We start from the raw sequence: 19,797 nt of genomic DNA on the forward strand, positions 1-19,797 counted from the left end.
TATCTATTTCCTAATAAGCCCTATTTCTTCTCCTTTTTTAATCATAAAGACTTGAGCTGCTTCATGTTCATTAGGAATAATACCTTCTAGAATTGCTTCCTTTATTGCTTCCTTAATAATACCAATTTCTCTACCTGGAGCTAGTCCAAAAGTTTTCATAATCTCTTCCCCAGAAACTGGAGGTTGGAAATTACGAATATGATCACGCTCTTCGACCTCTTTAATCTTACGACGTACAACTTTAAAATTGTTGTGATATTTTTTAAAACGTTTAGGATTCTTTGTTGTGATATCTGCCTCACATAAAGTCATTAAATCTTCAATATAATCACCAGCATCAAAAACCAATCTACGTACCGCACTATCCGTTACATGATCTTCTGAGATAACGATAGGTCGCGAACTCATTAATACCATTTTTTGAACAAACTTCATTTTGTCATTTAGTGGCATTTTAAGACGTTTAAAAAGTTTATAAACCATCTTTGATCCTACAAATTCATGACCGTGAAATGTCCATCCCACTTTTTTACTAAACTTCTTAGTTGGTGCTTTTCCTATATCGTGAAGTAATGCTGCCCAACGTAACCAAACATCATTTGTGTTTTCAGAAATATTATCAACTACTTCTAAAGTGTGGTAAAAATTATCTTTATGTTTTTGCCCTTCTACTTCATCTATCCCTTTAAGAGCAACAAGTTCAGGAAGGATGTATGGAAGTAATCCTGTTTTTTCTAAAAGTAAAAAACCTTTAGAAGGAACTTTGCTTCCCATAATTTTATTGAGTTCGTCTACGATACGCTCTCTTGTGATAATTTTAATACGATCTGCATTACGTGTAATAGAGTTAAGAGATTCTTTCTCAATCGTAAAATTGAGTTGTGTAGCAAATCGTATCGCACGCATCATACGCAATGGATCATCACTATACGTAATATCTGGATCTAGTGGAGTCCTTATAATTCCTTTTTCAAGATCTTGTATCCCTCCAAAAGGATCAATGAGTTCTCCAAATTGTGTATCATTTAAGCGTATGGCTAGCGCATTTATAGTAAAATCTCTACGGTTTTGGTCATCTTGTAAACTTCCATTTTCTACAATAGGATTACGACTATCTCTCGTATAAGATTCTTTGCGAGCTCCTACAAATTCTACTTCAGTTTGACCACTACGTAACATAGCCGTTCCATAGGTTTTAAAAACCTGTACTTTGGGTTTATTGGGTAAAAGTTGCGATACTTTTTGAGCAAGTTCAATACCACTTCCTACAGCAACAACATCTATATCTTTTGCACTACCACGCTTTAAAATATAATCTCTTACAAAACCACCTATCACATACGTCTCTACTTGTAAGGTGTCTGCGGCCTTAGAAATAGTTTTAAAAATAGGTAATGTTATAGCGTTTTGGTACTTGGGCATGCTGTAGTATTTATGAGTATTTATTTTCTAATGATAGAGACTTTTCCATCAGTACTTAACTTGATAATAGCAGATGGAGAAAGACTCTTTTTTTCTCGATCCAAATTTACGATATAGTCTACGCCTTCCAAAATAATAGGATCTATCTCACTGAATTTTCTAGGTGTTGGAGCACCACTTATATTTGCACTAGTAGAAACGATAGGTTTTTTAAATTTCTTAAGTAAGAAATTGCAAAACTTATTACGACATACACGAAACCCTAACGTATTATCAGGTGCAATTAAGTTTTCAGAAATCCGAATAGGGTCATCATAAATGATAGTAGTCGGTTTTGCTGCATATTTTAAAATATCATATGCTACTTCAGGAATCTCTTCTACATATTGCTGTAGCATTTTAAAATCACTCACAAGACAAATCAAGGCTTTACTTTCTACACGCTTTTTAAGTTTGTATACTTTTTCTATAGCTTCCGAATTTGTTGCATCACACCCTATTCCCCATACAGTATCTGTAGGGTAGAGAATAAGCCCACCTCTTTTAAGTGTCGCGATTGTTTTATCATGTTCTTCTTTCATAGTATTCTTTTCTTATGATGTAAGGCTTCTGTATACCTCTATGTATTGTTGCGCAGCTGTAGTCCAACTAAAACGTCGCGCATGTGCAATGTACTCTTCTGACAATACTTCTTGATTTTTAAAATATTTCTCGAGTCCTTCTTTTACAATAGTAGCCATATATTCAGGATCATATGTATCCCAATAAAATGCGTGTGTACCTCCTACTTCAGGTAAGGATGTATTATTTGATATAAAAACTGGTTTTCCAAAACGCATCGCTTCAATAGGAGGAATTCCAAACCCCTCCCTTAATGATGGAAAAACAAAGGCAGTACACTGTTGTAAATAATACTGCTTATCAAACTCAGATACTTTCCCAGTAAGAATTACTCGATCCTGAAGATGATGTTTCTCAATGGTTTCCTGTAATGTAGTCCTTGCATACTCAGTCCCATTATTACCAGAAAGAACTAGTTTATATTCTGGGAGTAATGCTAGCATGTCTACAAGAGAATGAAAATTCTTTCGAGCGCTAAACTCTCCAATACTATATAAAAATGAACCTTCTACAGCTATTTTGGGAGTATGATTCTCTGGAAGCGTAATTGTTTCTAATGGATTTCCGTTGTAAATGATATGCTCTGGAACATTAGGAACATTAAAGTATCGATGAGTAGATTCCTGCGCATATTTTGATATATATGTAATCGCATGACTTCGGTTTAATTTCTCTTGAAAACGCACATTACTCTCATGCTGTAAATCTGATGATACTTCATCTATAAAATTTACATCGTGTACGGTGAGTACATATGGGATGTCGTAATGAGGTTCTACTTTGATATTTTGGTTAAGGCAATGCCAAACGTCATATTTCTTGCGAATTCTGAAAGGATTTCGCCTATGTAACGTATAGTATTTTTTATAGGTAAAATAATCCCCAAACTCTTCTTGTAAAGGAGCTGTTCTTTTTGCATAAATAGTACACGCTAAGTCAGAGATTTGAGCTTCATAAATCCCTTTTATAAGACAGTAATTAAACTGTCCAAATCCAGAATACGGATTCTTAATATTATGACTCTCTAAAAAAATAGAAGGGATTCTTGACATGCGTGCAAAGATAAATGAAAACTCCTGATTGTACATTGTGTTATAATACCTAATGAATTTTAAAATGACACCTTCAGAATTTAAGTTATAGCGTGATCAGATAAGTATTAAACTAAAATCATAGCCTTTGTTATAATTTTAGTTTAGTATGAGATATGAGTGTGCTAGAAATAAATTATGTGAGTTATTTTGAGATTTATTTGGTATAAACTGTAGTTTTGCAATGTGAAGTATACTATAGCATCTACATATCAAGATAAGGCAGATCGTATTCTGGATATCGTTACTCATTTTGAATCCAGAGGAAAACCATTTGATGATCGTGATCGTAATTCGCTTAAATTATTTGATCTAGATGGAGAAACGATTAATATAAAATCGTTTAAGATCCCTAATGTCATTAATAAGATTGCATATCGCTATTTTAGAACTTCAAAAGCAAGACGTTCCTATGAATATGCAAGTCATCTACTAGAAAATGATGTACTTACACCACAGCCTATTAGTTATTTTGAAGAGAGAGGAGCATTATTTGGGAAGAGTTATTACATCAGTAAGCATCTTGCTTATGACCTCACTTATAGAGAACTTATCAAAAATTCTGAATATGTTGGCGATGTAGCTATGCTTTCTGCTTTCGCAAAATTCACCCATAGTTTACACGCAAAAAATATTCACTTCTTAGATCACTCACCAGGAAATACACTCATTGTTATTAAGGACGAAGGGTATGATTTTTATCTGGTAGATTTAAATCGTATGGAATTTGGTCCAATGGATTTTAAAACCCGTATGGCAAATTTTAGAAGATTATCATCTGTAGAGTCTCATGTAAAAGTGATGGCAGACGCCTATGCAAAAGAGAGTGGAGAAGACTCTGGTCTTGTGTTTGAAACAATGTGGCAAGGAGTTCAGGATTTTCAAAAAGGATTTCATAGAAAGAAAAGAGTTAAGAAACGTCTTAAGTTTTGGAAACGATAATTAGGAAGCTAAGTCCGCTTTCGCGAAAGCGTATACCTCATAAAACCCTAGGAAAATAAGCGTACCTTTGTAGCATACATTTGAAGTGACGTATTTATGGTCATTTCCTAAGACCTACATATGTCATTTCAATCATTGGGCTTATCTGATGCCCTACTCAAAGCAGTGAGTAAAAAAGGATATACAACACCTTCCCCTATTCAAGAAAAAGCAATACCTCCTATATTAAATGGTAGAGATGTCCTTGCTTCGGCACAAACAGGAACAGGGAAAACAGCAGGGTTTACCTTGCCTATGCTACAATTATTGGCAAAATCACCTGCACAACGCAGACGACCTATACGAGCATTAGTACTTACTCCTACACGTGAGCTAGCGGCACAAGTATATGATAATGTAAAAGAATATAGTACCTTTTTAGATATACGATCTACCGTGATTTTTGGCGGCGTAAATCAGAACCCTCAAGTACGTACGATACGTCAAGGAGTAGATATTCTTATTGCAACACCAGGACGTTTGTTAGATCTAGAAAACCAAGGAGTATTATCTCTTTCTAAAATAGAATTTTTAGTACTAGATGAAGCAGATCGTATGCTCGATATGGGATTTGTACGAGATATTAAAAAAGTACTATCATTAGTCCCTAAGAGACGACAGACATTATTATTTAGCGCTACTTTTTCTAAAGAGATTAAGGCATTAGCTAGTTCGATGTTATATAACCCTATCCTTGTAGAAGCAACACCAGAAAATACAACTGCGGCAAAAGTAGACCAAAAGACATACCGTGTAGATAAGTCTAAAAAGACGGCACTGGTAACTAAGTTTATTAAAGAAGGAAATTGGGATCAAGTACTTATTTTTACTCGAACAAAACACGGTGCAAATCGATTAAACGAAAAGTTAGGCAAAGCAGGAATTACATCTGCCGCTATTCATGGAAATAAAACACAAAATGCTAGAGTTAAAGCATTGAGTTCCTTTAAAAAAGGAACCATACGTGTACTTGTTGCTACCGATATTGCAGCACGAGGACTCGATATTCCTTTATTACCATATGTTATAAATTATGAGTTGCCTAACGTACCAGAAGACTATGTACACCGTATTGGGCGAACAGGAAGAGCAGGAGCAAGCGGACAAGCAATCTCACTTGTAGGAATAGATGAAAAAGAATATATAAGAGGCATAGAAAAACTCTTAGGAGAGCGACTAGAAAGTAATATTGTTCCTGGTTTTGAACCTACAGATACACTAGAAGAATTAAAAGCAAGAGCTGCCGAAAATAAATCAAGACATCAGCAATCTAGACGAAATCGAAATTCAAGAAATACAAAAGGAGGAGACAGTTCAAAATCAAATTCTCGATCAGGCAGAAACCGTAATAGAAGAAGGTAAGTGAATGTATGTTTTACGACTAATAGTCTATTAATTATAAGACAATGACTTTTGATTCAAGATCTTTTTCTAAAGATTTAAAAATAGCTCGCTATGCGCATCAGTATGGAGATGTTGTTCATCAAGAATTAATAAAGAAACATCTAGCACAACTAAAAGAGGTTGATCTTACTACTCTTGTGAGTGACGTAGAAAAGATGACATTTTGGATCAATGTGTATAATGGAATGACCAATTATGCTATTATCCAGTATGAGATCAAACAATCTATGAAGGAAGATCCTCATTTTTTTAAACACCCACTTTTTAAAATAGGAACAATATCATTTTCACTGGATGATATAGAGCACGGAATCTTACGACGTAATGCTAGAAACCATATAGAAACAGGCAATTCTAAGTTGACGTATATGGTAGATAAGATAGATTATAGAATTCATTTTGCATTAAATTGTGGAGCGCAATCTTGTCCTGCTATAGCTTTTTATACAGAAGAAAACTTAGAAGAAGAACTTGCAATCGCAAAAGCTTCTTTTATATCACAAGAGTTTATAATAAATAATGAAAATCAAACGATCTCTTGTTCCTCCTTATTTGAATGGTATAAGGAGGATTTTGGAGATTTGTTTTTACAAGATCCAAAATATAACGACTATGCGGTTACGCTTAAGGAGTATGATTGGAGGATATAAAATATTACAGAAAAAGCGCTACCCAAATACATGAATAGCGCTCGATCAATTAAGAATAGTGTGATGCTTATATTCTTATTGATTCTCCATTAAATAATGGAACTGTCATAGAGAAATTCTCCCCAAATGTTAATTTCTGTTCTTCAAGGATTCCAAGAGCAATCTGCTCTCCCATAAGTAATGACTCATAGTAATCTGTAAAGTAGTGTACTCCAGCCCAATCACGTCCTATAGAAATATTAGAAGCTAGTTTGTTAAGCTCTCCTTCTACAGTAAGTTTTGCAATTTTATTGTCGCTATCTAATACAGGCACAACACTTAATGATTGTCCTTCATCTACAGAAACATAAGCAAGATTTGAAGGATGAACCTTATCTTCAGTAAGTCCTGGTTTTACTTTTTCAAGTACATTAAAATCTTCTTTACGTAACTCATTTATAGGAACTACTTCTAGAAGACTCTTATGATCAAAGAAAGCTTTAAGAATTGTTACACAAGCACCAGCTACTGTTGCGTGACCAGCTCCATATGCAGGATGCATAGGCGATCCTTCACAAAAAGCCATTGGTAATAAGTAATTACCTGCTTCATTATTCTCATCTGCCACCGCATCTAAGATTTTACACTCTTTTAAGTTATCAAACATCTCTCTCAAGTCTGGAGCCATGTGTTGTAAATTATCAATTCTGAATAATCTTGCAGCTAATGCTTCAGGACGTAAACGTCTGTGTACATTATACTTTTGGAAACGTACAGCTTTTAAAGCACGTGTCGCAACTTCAGTAACAAGTGATAAAATATGTGGCCCGCCAAAATGAGCAAACCCTTGTTGATGATCAACTTTATCATTTCCTTGGAAAGGAATTCCTGGATCAAATGCTGTTCCATTTCCTAAAAGAATTAAACATGCATTTAAATATGCTTCATATAAAGCATCGTAATGTACATAGGTAGCGAGATCACGAGGTGTATAAATAAAACGGCGTCCTTGAGGTGTATTACCAGGTAAGTATGTTTCAAGAGCACCTACCGCTGCTGCATTCTGTACATCTAACCACTCTTCCCAAGTTTGCATATAGTTTTTACCAGGCGTTGCAGTACGCACACGCTGATCTGCAGAGATAGCTCCATAAGAGATTAAACCATCTTTTGACAGACGCTCAGCATCGTTTCCGTTAATACCTGTGTTTCCTACCAAGAGGAATTGAGATAAATAAGGACCTATATCATCACCAGGAGTAATTCCTCTATAAGCAGTTGCTGGCGTTGGACATAAACGATCACATCTACGTATTTCTTCTTGTTCGTTTAATTTTAAATTTACTTTTTCATTAAACCAATCTAGCTTTTGCAATTTGCTAGTAAACTCCTGTACTTGTTTTACATAAGCTGGTTTAGTGTCAAGTGCGTCAATCACATAATCTGGTGATATATCTTTTTTGATATCTAAGCCTTCTCCACATCCCAGAACTCCATTAGTATATGCATGAAAAGGCACATCTCTTAATAATGCTTGTGTATATACCTCCGCCATTTCTCCTTCAAGTTCTTCACTTCCTAGGCGAGGTGCAGGAGGCATAGTGACTGCTTGAGCATCTGGTCCTTCTAGATCAAATGCAAGTCCAGCACTTTGACTTTCCCAAGCACGTAGACCAACTGGTCCTCCATTGTTCCCTGTCTGTGCTTTTTTTGATAACCAATCAGGAAGTTCACATGCATACCCTACATTTTCTTCACGACCTAGCGGCGTATCTCTAAAGTCTCTTTCATCACCACTATCTATCGCATTGATAAATTTCTGAACATTAAGTGGTGTATTTACCAATCCTGTTTTCTTATTATGAGGCATCCCTTTTGTAAAGGTCATTAAGTATGACGGTTCTCCTTTTGAAATACCATGACGCTCAGCATTTTCTTTGTCATGTCTAAAACATTGTTCGTCTCCATTACTAATGTGTGGTACATGTGGACGGTCGTACGCAACTTGCGCGGCCTTTCTTCTTCTTTCTCGAGCTTCTTCTCTTCTGTAATTGTTCATTCTTTTTTTGATTTTAGTTAATAAATTATTTCCTGTGTATTTGTATTATTGACAATTAATTATTTTGATTTTCTTCATCATAATACATATGTTAAAGATAAATCAGATTACAGTAAATTATATTGTTTTTTTGGGGTTAGATCTGTAGTTTCATCAGTTATCTATTTGATATTCACGTGAATAGATTTATTGATATTGAAATTGAAACTATCTATATTTATGAATTATGAAAACCTCTTTTAAAAGAGATTTTTATTTGAATAACAAATTTATTTGATTGTTAACTAGATATTTAGGGGTGTTTACCCCTTTTGTGTAAGGAGTATGAACTACTTTTATACGCTTTCGCGAAAGCGTATACAGGATTTATAGAATTTATACTTGTATTAAGTGAAGAATTGACAATGTTTACTAAGCGTTATAGACTTACTAAAAAAAATAAGGATGTATAACTGCTGTAGCTATACATCCTTATTTCTAAGAGTCAAATATTTTAAGAATTTTTTATGCCTTGACAGGGCGTTTATAAGGCCTTACGATGAGTCTAAGACCGTTATTATATCTAAAGTAATTCCACATCCAGTTTACAAAAACGATCACACGGTTTCTAAAACCAACGAGTAACATAAGATGTACGAACATCCAGACCAGCCATGCAAAGAATCCTTGAAATCTAAATTTACTGACTTCGACAACGGCTTTATTACGACCTATAGTGGCCATAGACCCTTTGTCATTATAAATGAATGGGATTGCTTTTTTATTTCGCGCCAAGCGATTAAATATTTTTGCAAGATAGGCTCCTTGTTGCATCGCTACAGACGCTAGCATAGGCAATCCTTCTGGATAACGTTCAGATTTTATGAGTCCTGCATCTCCAAGGATATAGATGTTCTTAGAACCTTGTATTTTGCAAAATTCATCTGTTATGATACGATGACCTCTCCCTATTTCTGCAGAGGTAATACCTTCAGGGAATTCTCCTTTCACACCAGCAGCCCAAATAAGGGTATCTGTTCTAAAAGATTCTGGACCATTGGTAGAGACCACATTGTCTTTATAGTCGGTGACAAAGGTTTCTGTCCAGATGTGAACGCCTAATTTTCTAAGAGCAGTAAATGCTTTTTCAGACGATCGTTCATGCATAGGAGCCAGAACTCTAGGAGCAGCTTCTATCAAGTGAATTTTCATCACACGTAAATCTAAATCTGGAAAATCATTAGGAAGAATTTTGTTTTTAAGCTCTGCAAGTGCTCCTGCGAGTTCGACACCGGTAGGGCCAGCACCTACAATGACAAAATTCATTAGCTCTTCCCGTAACTCAAGATCTGTTGTGTTTAATGCTTTTTCAAAATTACCTAGAATCTTAGACCGCAAGTTAAGCGCATCTGTAAGTGACTTCATAGGTAGAGAATGTGTCGCAATGCTATCATTCCCAAAAAAGTTATTGGTTGCTCCAGTTGCTATGACAAGTTTGTCATATTTTAAATTTCCAATATCTGTTTGTAATACGGAAGTTTCAGGATCAATATGTTGTACCGTTGCAAGTCTATAAAAGGTGTTCTTCTTTTTGCGTAATATTTTACGGATAGGGTAGGCAATAGAATCGGGTTCTAATCCTGCAGAAGAAACTTGATATAATAAAGGTTGAAATGTATGATAGTTATTCTTGTCGAGAAGGACAAGTTGATACTGATTTGTATCTACTTTTCTTGCAACTTGAAGTCCTGCAAACCCTGCCCCGATAACAACGATTCGAGGCAAATCGATAGTGGGAATATTCATATGAATTATTTGACATAAAGATACGAAATAGTAAAAAGATATTCTTCTTTTAAAAGCTAATTAATGAGTCTTTTTTGCTAATTATCTTGTCAATTTGTTTAGTAAATAACACCTAATCTTCCAACCGATACACCACCGCTTGCCATGCGCCTAGCATAAATTCTTTATAGGTTTGATCATCTAGGATACGTGCGTTGGAAATCACTTTTACCATCCGATTATAAGTGATGTGATGAGGTAGTGTGTAGGTGATTGTATCATCACTAAAATTCAAGAGTATTAAAAAGCGATCAGTTCCTAGTGTACGTGTATATGCATAGATCTGTTCATGATCTGGATGTAGACATTCATAATCTCCATACACTAAGGCAAGATTTGATTTTCTAATAGCAATCATCTTTCTAAAATAAGAAAGGATAGAATAGTCTTCCTTTTCCTGATGTGCTACAGAAACGCCATTATTGTAGTTAGGATTTAGTCGTATCCAAGGTGTGGCAACTGTAAAACCCGCATATGGTGTTGCATCCCAATGCATAGGCGTTCGTGCATTTTCACGTGCGGCGTGTTGCTCACTTTTCATAAAAGCTTCTAGATCGCCTCCATTGTTTTTTACGTGTTCATACCGATTGATGGTATTAATATCTCTGTAATCTTCGATATCTGTAAAACGCACATTGGTCATACCAATTTCATCTCCTTGATAAAAATAGGGAGTACCTCGCATGGTAAGTAAAAAGGTGTGGAGTAGGGTAGCACTATTTTTCCAATGTTCAGGGCTGTCGTTTCCCCAGCGACTCACGGACCTCGGAAAATCATGATTTGCTAGAAATAAGCTTCCCCATCCCGCTTTCGCGAAAGCGGAATCCCAATCACTAAATACCTTTTTAAATTCAGATAGTTTCCAAGTATCATCTCGCATAGTAAACACCTCTCCTGGTTTACGATCTAAGGACATCAAGTCAAAATGGAAAAACATATCCATCTCTTTGCGATCTTCGTGTACAAAATCCAGTGCCTGCCTGATATCAATTCCAGGACCTTCTCCTACAGTAAAGGCATCGTATTTGGAAATCACTTCACGGTTAAGTTCGTTGAGATATTCATGGACTTTGGGTCCATTTGCATAATAGGAAATAAATTCATGAGGCGCTGTAGCATCTATCTCTGGATAGGTAGTGTCCTTACTTATAAATGGAATCACATCCATACGAAACCCATCGACACCTTTCTGAAACCAGAAATGCATCATATCATAAATCTCCTGACGTACGGTAGGATTTTCCCATTTAAGATCGGGTTGTTTTACAGCAAAGTAATGTAGGTAATAGGCATTGGTCTGTGCATCATATTTCCATGCATTTTCTTCTACATCAAAATAACTCCAACGTTTTGGAGGAGTCCCTTTTTCTGCAGGCCACCAGTGAAAGTAATCACGGTATGGATTTTCTCGTGAAGATCGAGATTGTTTGAACCACTCGTGTTCATCACTACAATGATTAACCACCAGATCCATTACAAGACGTAAGCCACGAGCTTTCATACCTGCTAGGAGTTGGTCAAAATCATTCATGGTACCAAACTCGGTCATAATAGTACGATAATCACGTATATCATACCCATTGTCATCATTAGGAGAATCATACACTGGATTGAGCCAGATAATATCAATACCTAAACTTGCGATGTAATCTAACTTCTCAATGATACCTTGTATATCACCTATCCCGTTCCCAGTTGTGTCCTTAAAACTTCTAGGGTATATTTGATAGACGATGCCTTCTTTCCACCAATTACGTGTCATACTTTTAAAAGATATGAACTAAAATAGGTTTTTTATTTAAAGATTTTAAATGAATTTTAGAGTTATGCTCTACTTTATAGACTACCGTCAGAATTATATTTATTAAGATAACAGAATAGGTCTGTTGTAGGTTGTTCGAAATAGGATCCACCAACCACTAGTTTACCATCTTGTAATTCAACAATGCTTGATGCTATGTCCATTCGATCAGAATTTGAACCGTATTCTGTTTGCCATTCTAAATCACCCTGTATACTTAATTTAAACATTAAGCTTCTAGCAAAAGATTCATTTGATCCCATTCGTCCAGTAATAAGATATTCACCAGAATTAGAAACTATTACATCCAAAACATCATTGTAATTTTCAAATTCAAATTCATTGTGACTAATTAATTCTCCTGTAGATGAAAATTTATCATGAACAATTTTACTACCGCTTGCAGGAGTATTATTTTTTCTAATAAAGAGCGAGTATGAATTATCAATATCATTTTTAACAAACCTTTGCCCAAAAGCAAATCTATAGGGTAATAAATTAAAATCTAACATTTCTCCAGAAGTAGTATATTTTACTAGTGCGATATCCATTTCATTGTTGGGGTCTGTTACTCTTGTAATTGCCATTAGAGTATTATTTTCTGGACCTTTAGCAAGATCTAATACGGCACTTACATTATTAGTTTGATCAATAGTTCCTTCATTTAATAAGGAACCATTAGGAGAGACAATCTTATAACCATAATAATCGCCATTTGCGACATAATTTGTAAAGAAATAATTCCCATCATCTAATTCTACAAAGTTTCTCATAAAGTCACCAGAAAGACTCCAAACAATATCACCGTCAGAATTGACTTCACTTACATCACCGTCTCCTATATTAATTATAAGGTTGCCACTATTTGTTCTGTACATCCTAGGAACATTTGTAAGGAAACCATTTGTAGTATAATATGATCTATCCCAAATCTCATTTCCATTAAGGTCATATTTACGTAATGTAAAGGTGCTACTAACGGTATTATTTCCTGTATATTCAGAAGAATAATGATATATATGATCATTAATTAACTGCATTTCTGTTTCAGTATATAACCTTGCATAAACTCCATTAACCTGCTTTTCGAAAGTTTGAGGAGTAAGTTCTAGATTAATAGACTCAGAGCGAGTTGTAGTATTGTCTTCTGAATCGGTAACGGTTAATGTTACAGTAAAAGATCCTGCACTATTTGGACTATTCCAGATAACATTAGTATTTGTGATATTTTCATGAGCTCCTTCAGAAAAAGACCAATCATAAGTGATAATGTCATTGTCAGGGTCACTTACAGATGCAGAAACATTGATAGGGTCTCCAGCAAATACATTATTTGTAGTAGCAATTATTGATGAAATTACAGGAGCAGATCCTGTTTCGACATTTGGCAATGGACTGTCATCTGAAGAGCTACATCCGAAGACCAATAATAAGATAATGTATTTAAAGTTTTTCATAAAAAAAGATTAGCGGCAAACTTAAGTTTAAATGTGGAGATGTTGAAAAATATAACTCCTTTTAACTTTTCTAAAGTGTTAAATTATACTCTTTTAAGATCCATTCGGGATAGAATGTTCTCTTTCCATCACGTTTGATTTGTGTACTTATTTTTTGATTACGAATTTAAGTGAAAGTGAATTCAATTTTTGACTATGATGCGAGAGGTATTATTTATAATTTTTTTTTAGAATCATGTACTTCAGTACTCAGCGGGAGTAGTGTCCATTTTTCATCTAGAGGTTTGTGGGTTTTTACAAACTCAGATGGCTTCATTAAAAAGTAGGTATTATCGTATTCAAACTCAAATAAAAAGTTAGACATATCTGTATATCCCGCAGACCAAGTAGCGTCGCACAAATACCATTTTCCGTTTAGTTTTATTGCATTCCAAGAATGATTAGGACCATTTTGTTTATTAGATTTTGCACTGTTGTTAAGATCATATCCATGAATAATTGTGCACTCCAAACCTGCTAGGTTAGACAGTACTTTAATTAAATATGCATATCCAGTACAAAGGGTCTCTTTGTCAGAGAGTAGTTTTGTAAATACTTCTTTTTTAAATTGATGATTCCACCGCTGTAACTCTTCAGGATCGTTTTTTAATTTTTTACGTGTACGTTCATTAGTGTGCATTAAGTCGTAGTTACCACTAATGTTGTGGCTTACCCAATAATAGATCGCTTTAAAACGCTCTGCATCTGTCTCTAGTTGAGAAGTCAGATGATGAACAAGTAATGGCAAGTTAGTAAGATCTTCACCTTTATACCGATTTGCAATATGCTCAGCTTTTGTAAAGTCAATTTTATTGAAATCACTACGCTGGGCATGCAAAGGCACTATAAAGGTGAAGCATACTAAAAGAATAAAACGGTTCATCCTAAAAGAAGTTTACTCTTAATTGTTATTTGATGGCTTTGTACGTAAGGCACCCACAATGATAAGCGGAATATCATCTAAAAATGGCTCGATAAATGTTGTATTTCCTGTGATCTTCATTTCTCGATCTTTATACCCTAATGAGGTTATAATTAATACATCATTTTCTTTTAATTTTTGAGGAAATGTAAACTTCCCATTTTCGTCACAAGAAATACCAATATTGGTTCCTTTTAGGATCACTGTTGCCAAAGGTACTACCCCGTCTGTAGAAGTTACTGTACCCGTTACTGTACGCTCTGTGGTCTGAGTTTGGGCATTCATTTGATTTGTAAATAGTCCAAATGCCATCACAAGACAAAAGAGTCCTATGGTTTTTAAGGCGTTCTGATGGATTGAAATAGATTGTGTTTTCATAATATATGTGTTTTGTTTCCTTCAAACATAGGAATACCTACCCCTAATATAAAGATATAATGAGTCAACAAGACAATCAAATGAGCGAAACGACTATTTCAATGAGTTTACTATAAATTAGTATGAGAACTGAATAATGAATTAGTTTGTTACAATAAGACGTTTTGTAATAGTTTCTTCTATACTCTTTATCTCGATAAAGTACACTCCACTCTGTAAAGAACGAATATTTATAGGTTCTGATGATGAGAGGTTGGTTTTAATAATGCTCCCTTTTAAATCGTAAATCGTAATATTCTTTAGCGGTATTGATGCTGAATTACCAATTGTTACTGTATGTACAGCAGGATTAGGATATATCTTGATTTGATTTTCTAAAATTAGAGAAGTAGTGCTTAATGTTTTAGGAAGATCAACAATAGTAGGATCATCTTCTTCAAAAGAATCATCGTCAGACATATCAATAATCTCTTCGCCTTGAGGATTTAAAGCGACAGCAAAAGCCTGATTGATTACTAGACATGCTTCAATATCGGTATCGGTAATGACATATGGTGTTGTAAATGTAGTGTTATCTGACTCGCCTGGTTCGAAATCAATGGGATCTCCTATCACTTCAAAAAGCGGATCTACTACATCTAGATTTGATAAGACTACATTTCCTGTATTAATAACCGTAAACGTATAGATGATTGTTTCCCCTTGTTGTGCAATACCATCATTATTCTCGTCGTTAAAAATACCAGTTTTGATAAGAGCTACACAGGCATTTTCTATAAATATATCTAAAGTTACAGTGCAAGCATCTGAGTCTTGAACCGTAATAGTATGTTGGCCAGGTGTAATATCTGTAAATGCTCCTGTAGATTGTGCAGTATTACTGTCAATACTATAGGTATATGGAGCAGTTCCTTCACTGGCTTCCACTGTGATGGATCCCATACCATCGTCACATACAAATCCTGTTTGATCTAAAATAGTAATGATAATGTTTTCGTTAGCGACTTCTTTGGCAAATGTATTATGCACAGAAAAAGTAGCAATAAATAAAAGAGTAATTAGTGTAAAAGTAGTCTTCCCCATAGGACTATTTTAAATAATTAATAATTACCCTAAAAATAAGCATCTATAGTTGTATTTGCTTGATTTTGATGGGTTTTCTTAATGATACTATTGTAATTAATTCTTTTTACGCTTTCGCGAAAGCAAAAAGACTTAGGATATAGCTTTGTTTTCACAAGTTGTTAGTCGCTGTTTAAGATTCATACTCTAAGCCAATCTCTTCTTTAACTTTGTCTATTAATGAAATTAAATCCATGCTTGTTTTAAAAGGGAGTTTTGAACTTTCAATTTCTTGATTTAAAAGACAAGTATTTACTTCTTCAATCTCATGTATGTACCCATTCCCTTTATATGGAATATCTAATACTTCATGTACTCTATTTTTCGAAATGGTGATTTTCTCTGTATGATGAAATCGACCGTGAAGTTTTAGTATTCCATGACTTCCATAAATATAAGCTTCTGTAGGTGTTTCTGCTTCAACCGTTGATTCTAGGTTTGCTTTGGCTCCATTTTTATAACTAAACAACATAGAACAAGAACTATCAACCTGGGTTTCTGTCATATGAGCCATTGCCTTTATATCGATGGGAAGTCCCAGTAGTAAAAGACTTAGATATATTGGATAAATACCAATATCTAATAAAGAGCCTCCTCCTAACTTTTTATTGTATACTCTACTTTCGAGATTAGCATCTCCTTTAAATCCAAAATCAGCACGAATAAATAGCACATCTCCAATTACGTTCTTATGTAAGATGTCAAGTAGTTTTTCAGTAGCAGGTATAAACCGTGTCCAAAGGCCTTCCATTAAGAACAAATTCCGAGATCTAGCTTCCTCCATCATGATCTTTACTTGATTGGCGTTTATCCCCATAGGTTTTTCACATAGAACGGCTTTATTGTTTTTTAAACACATCATTGCATGTTCAAAATGAAAAGTATGTGGTGTAGCAATATATATGATATCTATTTCAGGATCATTTGCTAACGCTTCATAGGAACCATAATGTTTGATAGAGTTAAACATATGACCAAAGTCTTTAGCTTTATTTATCTCTCTGGAAGCAACTCCATATAACACAGAATTACTTGATAATTGCAAGTCTTCTGCAAATTTCTTTGCGATATTGCCTAGTCCTAAAATTCCCCAATTAATTTTTTTATTCATTGTTTTGTCTAATAGCGTCTAGCGATTTTGTGTAAATAATGTAGTGTGAAAAAGTACTACATTATTAGGTAAATATAGCACTGAATTTTTATGTTAATAGTAAGTACGCATCACAAACGGACACTAACTAGAAAGAGGTTTATTAAAGGAATCAAATAGCTTATTAAGTATTTTGAATTATAAAACATGCAACTTTACTCTCAGGATCAAAGAAAATATATAAATCTCCATCTCCCCAAAAATTCATATTGTTGAAATATTGTTTATACCATTCATCTTTTGGTTGTACGTTCGTACGCTCTGTATCTACAACATCACTTGTTATTTGACATAAAAAACGCATAGTTTTTTTAGATTTCGGACAGGTTGGGATATCTGGGTATTGTATCCAAGCTGGGACCCCAGTGTGTGCCACCCCGTTACTATAATTGTTTGATTTCCGCCCTGTAACGTATACTTTCTTATATACTATTTCAGAATTTGGTTTTAAATCATCATAAGAGGTGTCAGTCTCGCTTAATGTTTCTACATCGATTACTCTAGGATTCATAGGATCAGAATAATCAATATATAGCTTATCAAAATTCAGATAAATAGGAGCTACTAGATGTAAATCAAAAGGAAGCCACGCAAAGGGTTCATCTGACTTAGAAAACTTTCCTAAATATTGAAATGGTGCATTAAACTCAAATGTTGGTGTTGTAAATTCTGAAGGCGCTTCACCTCCTAAATAACTTTTAGAACTTCTTGATTTATTAAGTTGGAAAATTTGATGCGGTTGAATCTCTGTATACTCAAGACCAATTTCACTTTCGTTTAGTTTTCGTTCTGTTTTCTGACCCTCTTCATGGTTATAGGCTTTACTTAACTTATTGTCTGTAAAAACAAGTTCTATAGATGACCAAACAGTATACGCTGTTTTTTTATCAATAACCTGAGTTTCTATAAACTTTTGACAGTCTTCATCTCCATTAAACTCAGCTTCCCATCCAGCTAGATAGATACGTTTTTCATTTTCTTGTCCAAAGCATGAACTTAGTATTCCCATACATATTAATAGTATTAATTTCTTCATTATTTTTTAATTTTTAGACACGCATGAAATATATCTAAAACTATCTGCGCTATTCCAGTTTCTATTAAATGAGCAGTTCCTGTTAACTTATAACTGTCTTTATTTAAGTCAAAAGGAGAGGTTTCTACGATTATTCTTTCTACTTCTTTTTGCCCGTATTTGGTCTTGAGATCAGTTCTTAACGATATACTAATATAATCTGTCTTGAATGAACGCTGCGTTTTAGCTTTACTACTATTAAAAGAATGCCAATTTTTTATATTGGGTTCTTGATCAGGCAAAGAGTATTCGTACGTATCTAATGTTGTAAGTATAGTGTTTTGTAAATCTCCAAAATCCATGGGCCATTTCTTTACAACAACGGCGTCTAACTCTTTAAGCATCCATGATTCCATTTTTCCATATGGAACAAATAAGATTTCTTGATATTTTTCACTTATATAGATCTGGCAAGAACGTTCTAAATATGGAAAATCTTCTCTTGGATTTTCATTGTTTATATAAGAGTCAGAGGTTTTAATAATTTTTGGCTTTCTTTTCCAGAACATATCCTTGATTTAGTATGCAACATGGTTTTGCACATAAAATGTATTGAGTAAAAAGATACCACATTTTTGGATAGAGCCAAATTCTCATATACATGAGTTTATACATTCGTTAAGAATGTCAGAATTAGAAACCGTCGAGAGTGGGAGAAGCAAGTATAACCGAGAGGCATTGGTTTTGTTTTGTCTTGCTCCAATCATTACAAGATCTATCTCGCCAAAAGCTTATTCGAAACTTTATATGTCGCAGAATAAGAAAGTCCAGGTTGGCGTTTTTTAGAAGTTAGAAATGCTCTTTTGTACCATCGAGGGTCAGTAGCTTTCTTTTTAAATTCTTCGTGTTTGGCAACCGCGTTGGAGATCTTATCCAGCCTTGACTCAATTTGATAAACTCCAATTCCAAAATGTTCAACACGTTGAAGAACGATTTCAAAATCCGATTCAGAAAAATAATGAAGACTCTCTTTGTCTAATCCATTATTCAAGTTTTTTAAATCAGTAAATATATTTTTCTCTAAGAATTCTGCTTGCTCCATATTGCGGTAACGGTTATTTGTGCAAACCTAAGCGATTTTTGATAGTTTGACACAAAGACGATTTTTTATTTTAGGAATAAGTCAAATTTAGCAGATTAGAGGGTTTTGTAAATAGTATTTTTATATACGGTGTTGTGCTTTTATTTAATTGAATTTTCTAATTTCTTTATTACTTCGTCTTTTGGTTTATTCCAATGTTGACTTAGCTCTTCAATTAACTTATCTGTGAATTTTATTTCAATCTTTGATCCATCACCAAATAGATCTATATTTTCTTCAAATGATTTCAATGATTCTTCAAAAGATTCATCGTCTTGGATTTCAACATCACACTCTTCTATTCCTAAATGTTTTTTAGCAAATGCTTTTACTGCGTTTTCAATGGTTGATATCCCAATTCCTTCATCTGGATGCCAGATCTCTATAAATCTCGGTTTTACTCCTTTGTTATTTTTAGGCGCCTCAAAAGGTACTTCATAAAAATCTTCATCGCTCTTATCGTCATAGTAATACCAATAATGACATGTATTATCTACTAAATATTTTTCAATTGCCTCAACAAAATCCTCTTGTTCAGAATCATTTCTTATATCATCAAGTCCAGCTCGTAAATAACCTTTGCCATTGAGACAAACTGCTCCAATTCGTTCTTCATTCTCATAGAATAGATTCAAATCTTCCCAACCTGTCTTTTCACAAAAACCATAAATTCCCCACCAAAGATTGTAAGACTCAGCCCTTACTATGATTTTATTTTTTTTCATTTTTATCTATTAAATT

The 19,797-nt window shown here is 34.3% G+C and carries 18 protein-coding genes; 3 read left to right on the plus strand and 15 right to left on the minus strand.

What is annotated here, in order from left to right; all coding sequences use genetic code 11:
- Window positions 1–3 precede the first annotated feature (3 nt).
- The 3 genes from ABJD27_RS11145 to ABJD27_RS11155 are packed head-to-tail and all read right to left on the minus strand — an operon-like array spanning window position 4 to window position 3,095.
- Window positions 4–1,422: an HD domain-containing protein gene (locus ABJD27_RS11145; protein WP_348173789.1), complete on the minus strand. Its 1,419-nt coding sequence runs from the start codon at window positions 1,420–1,422 to the stop codon at window positions 4–6.
- A 20-nt stretch (window positions 1,423–1,442) separates the two neighbouring features.
- A complete protein-coding gene (locus ABJD27_RS11150) occupies window positions 1,443–2,003 on the minus strand; it encodes an L-threonylcarbamoyladenylate synthase (RefSeq protein WP_348173787.1) in 561 nt (186 codons plus the stop codon).
- Between the two features lie 12 nt (window positions 2,004–2,015).
- Complete coding sequence (locus ABJD27_RS11155) at window positions 2,016–3,095, minus strand: glycosyltransferase family 1 protein (RefSeq protein WP_348173785.1); 1,080 nt, start codon at window positions 3,093–3,095, stop codon at window positions 2,016–2,018.
- A 225-nt stretch (window positions 3,096–3,320) separates the two neighbouring features.
- Here ABJD27_RS11155 and ABJD27_RS11160 point away from each other — a divergent pair, with 225 nt between their 5' ends.
- From ABJD27_RS11160 to ABJD27_RS11170, 3 genes are all read left to right on the plus strand, one after another.
- The gene (locus ABJD27_RS11160; RefSeq protein WP_348173783.1) at window positions 3,321–4,076 is read left to right on the plus strand and encodes a Kdo domain containing protein; all 756 of its coding nucleotides are present in this window, start codon (window positions 3,321–3,323) and stop codon (window positions 4,074–4,076) included.
- Window positions 4,077–4,196: 120 nt separating this feature from the next.
- Window positions 4,197–5,477 (plus strand): DEAD/DEAH box helicase, encoded by a 1,281-nt coding sequence (locus ABJD27_RS11165; protein ID WP_348174138.1) that lies wholly within the window; start codon window positions 4,197–4,199, stop codon window positions 5,475–5,477.
- A gap of 44 nt (window positions 5,478–5,521) precedes the next feature.
- On the plus strand, window positions 5,522–6,169 hold the full coding sequence (locus ABJD27_RS11170; protein ID WP_348174140.1) for a DUF547 domain-containing protein: 648 nt from the start codon (window positions 5,522–5,524) through the stop codon (window positions 6,167–6,169).
- A 67-nt stretch (window positions 6,170–6,236) separates the two neighbouring features.
- Here the strand turns inward: ABJD27_RS11170 and ABJD27_RS11175 are convergent, their stop codons facing one another.
- From ABJD27_RS11175 to ABJD27_RS11230, 12 genes are all read right to left on the minus strand, one after another.
- Entirely contained in the window at window positions 6,237–8,207 is a 1,971-nt protein-coding gene (locus ABJD27_RS11175) for a vanadium-dependent haloperoxidase (RefSeq protein ID WP_348174142.1), read from the minus strand.
- A 504-nt stretch (window positions 8,208–8,711) separates the two neighbouring features.
- Complete coding sequence (locus ABJD27_RS11180; RefSeq protein ID WP_348174144.1) at window positions 8,712–9,992, minus strand: NAD(P)/FAD-dependent oxidoreductase; 1,281 nt, start codon at window positions 9,990–9,992, stop codon at window positions 8,712–8,714.
- 112 nt (window positions 9,993–10,104) lie between these two features.
- On the minus strand, window positions 10,105–11,793 hold the full coding sequence (locus ABJD27_RS11185; protein WP_348174146.1) for an alpha-glucosidase: 1,689 nt from the start codon (window positions 11,791–11,793) through the stop codon (window positions 10,105–10,107).
- Between the two features lie 74 nt (window positions 11,794–11,867).
- Window positions 11,868–13,289: a PKD domain-containing protein gene (locus ABJD27_RS11190; protein WP_348174148.1), complete on the minus strand. Its 1,422-nt coding sequence runs from the start codon at window positions 13,287–13,289 to the stop codon at window positions 11,868–11,870.
- Between the two features lie 214 nt (window positions 13,290–13,503).
- Complete coding sequence (locus ABJD27_RS11195) at window positions 13,504–14,211, minus strand: transglutaminase domain-containing protein (RefSeq protein WP_348174150.1); 708 nt, start codon at window positions 14,209–14,211, stop codon at window positions 13,504–13,506.
- Window positions 14,212–14,229: 18 nt separating this feature from the next.
- Entirely contained in the window at window positions 14,230–14,628 is a 399-nt protein-coding gene (locus ABJD27_RS11200) for a carboxypeptidase-like regulatory domain-containing protein (protein ID WP_348174152.1), read from the minus strand.
- 141 nt (window positions 14,629–14,769) lie between these two features.
- The gene (locus ABJD27_RS11205; RefSeq protein WP_348174154.1) at window positions 14,770–15,711 is read right to left on the minus strand and encodes a T9SS type A sorting domain-containing protein; all 942 of its coding nucleotides are present in this window, start codon (window positions 15,709–15,711) and stop codon (window positions 14,770–14,772) included.
- Between the two features lie 172 nt (window positions 15,712–15,883).
- On the minus strand, window positions 15,884–16,861 hold the full coding sequence (locus tag ABJD27_RS11210) for a Gfo/Idh/MocA family oxidoreductase (RefSeq protein ID WP_348174156.1): 978 nt from the start codon (window positions 16,859–16,861) through the stop codon (window positions 15,884–15,886).
- Between the two features lie 163 nt (window positions 16,862–17,024).
- Window positions 17,025–17,936 (minus strand): hypothetical protein, encoded by a 912-nt coding sequence (locus ABJD27_RS11215; RefSeq protein WP_348174158.1) that lies wholly within the window; start codon window positions 17,934–17,936, stop codon window positions 17,025–17,027.
- Complete coding sequence (locus ABJD27_RS11220) at window positions 17,936–18,484, minus strand: hypothetical protein (protein ID WP_348174160.1); 549 nt, start codon at window positions 18,482–18,484, stop codon at window positions 17,936–17,938. Before ABJD27_RS11220 ends, ABJD27_RS11215 begins: the two co-directional genes overlap by 1 nt.
- A gap of 206 nt (window positions 18,485–18,690) precedes the next feature.
- On the minus strand, window positions 18,691–19,017 hold the full coding sequence (locus ABJD27_RS11225) for a hypothetical protein (RefSeq protein WP_348174162.1): 327 nt from the start codon (window positions 19,015–19,017) through the stop codon (window positions 18,691–18,693).
- Window positions 19,018–19,157: 140 nt separating this feature from the next.
- The gene (locus ABJD27_RS11230) at window positions 19,158–19,781 is read right to left on the minus strand and encodes a hypothetical protein (protein WP_348174163.1); all 624 of its coding nucleotides are present in this window, start codon (window positions 19,779–19,781) and stop codon (window positions 19,158–19,160) included.
- Between the last annotated feature and the right edge of the window lie 16 nt (window positions 19,782–19,797).

The organism is Dokdonia sp., from assembly GCF_039945015.1.
Taxonomy (GTDB): Bacteria; Bacteroidota; Bacteroidia; order Flavobacteriales; family Flavobacteriaceae; genus Dokdonia.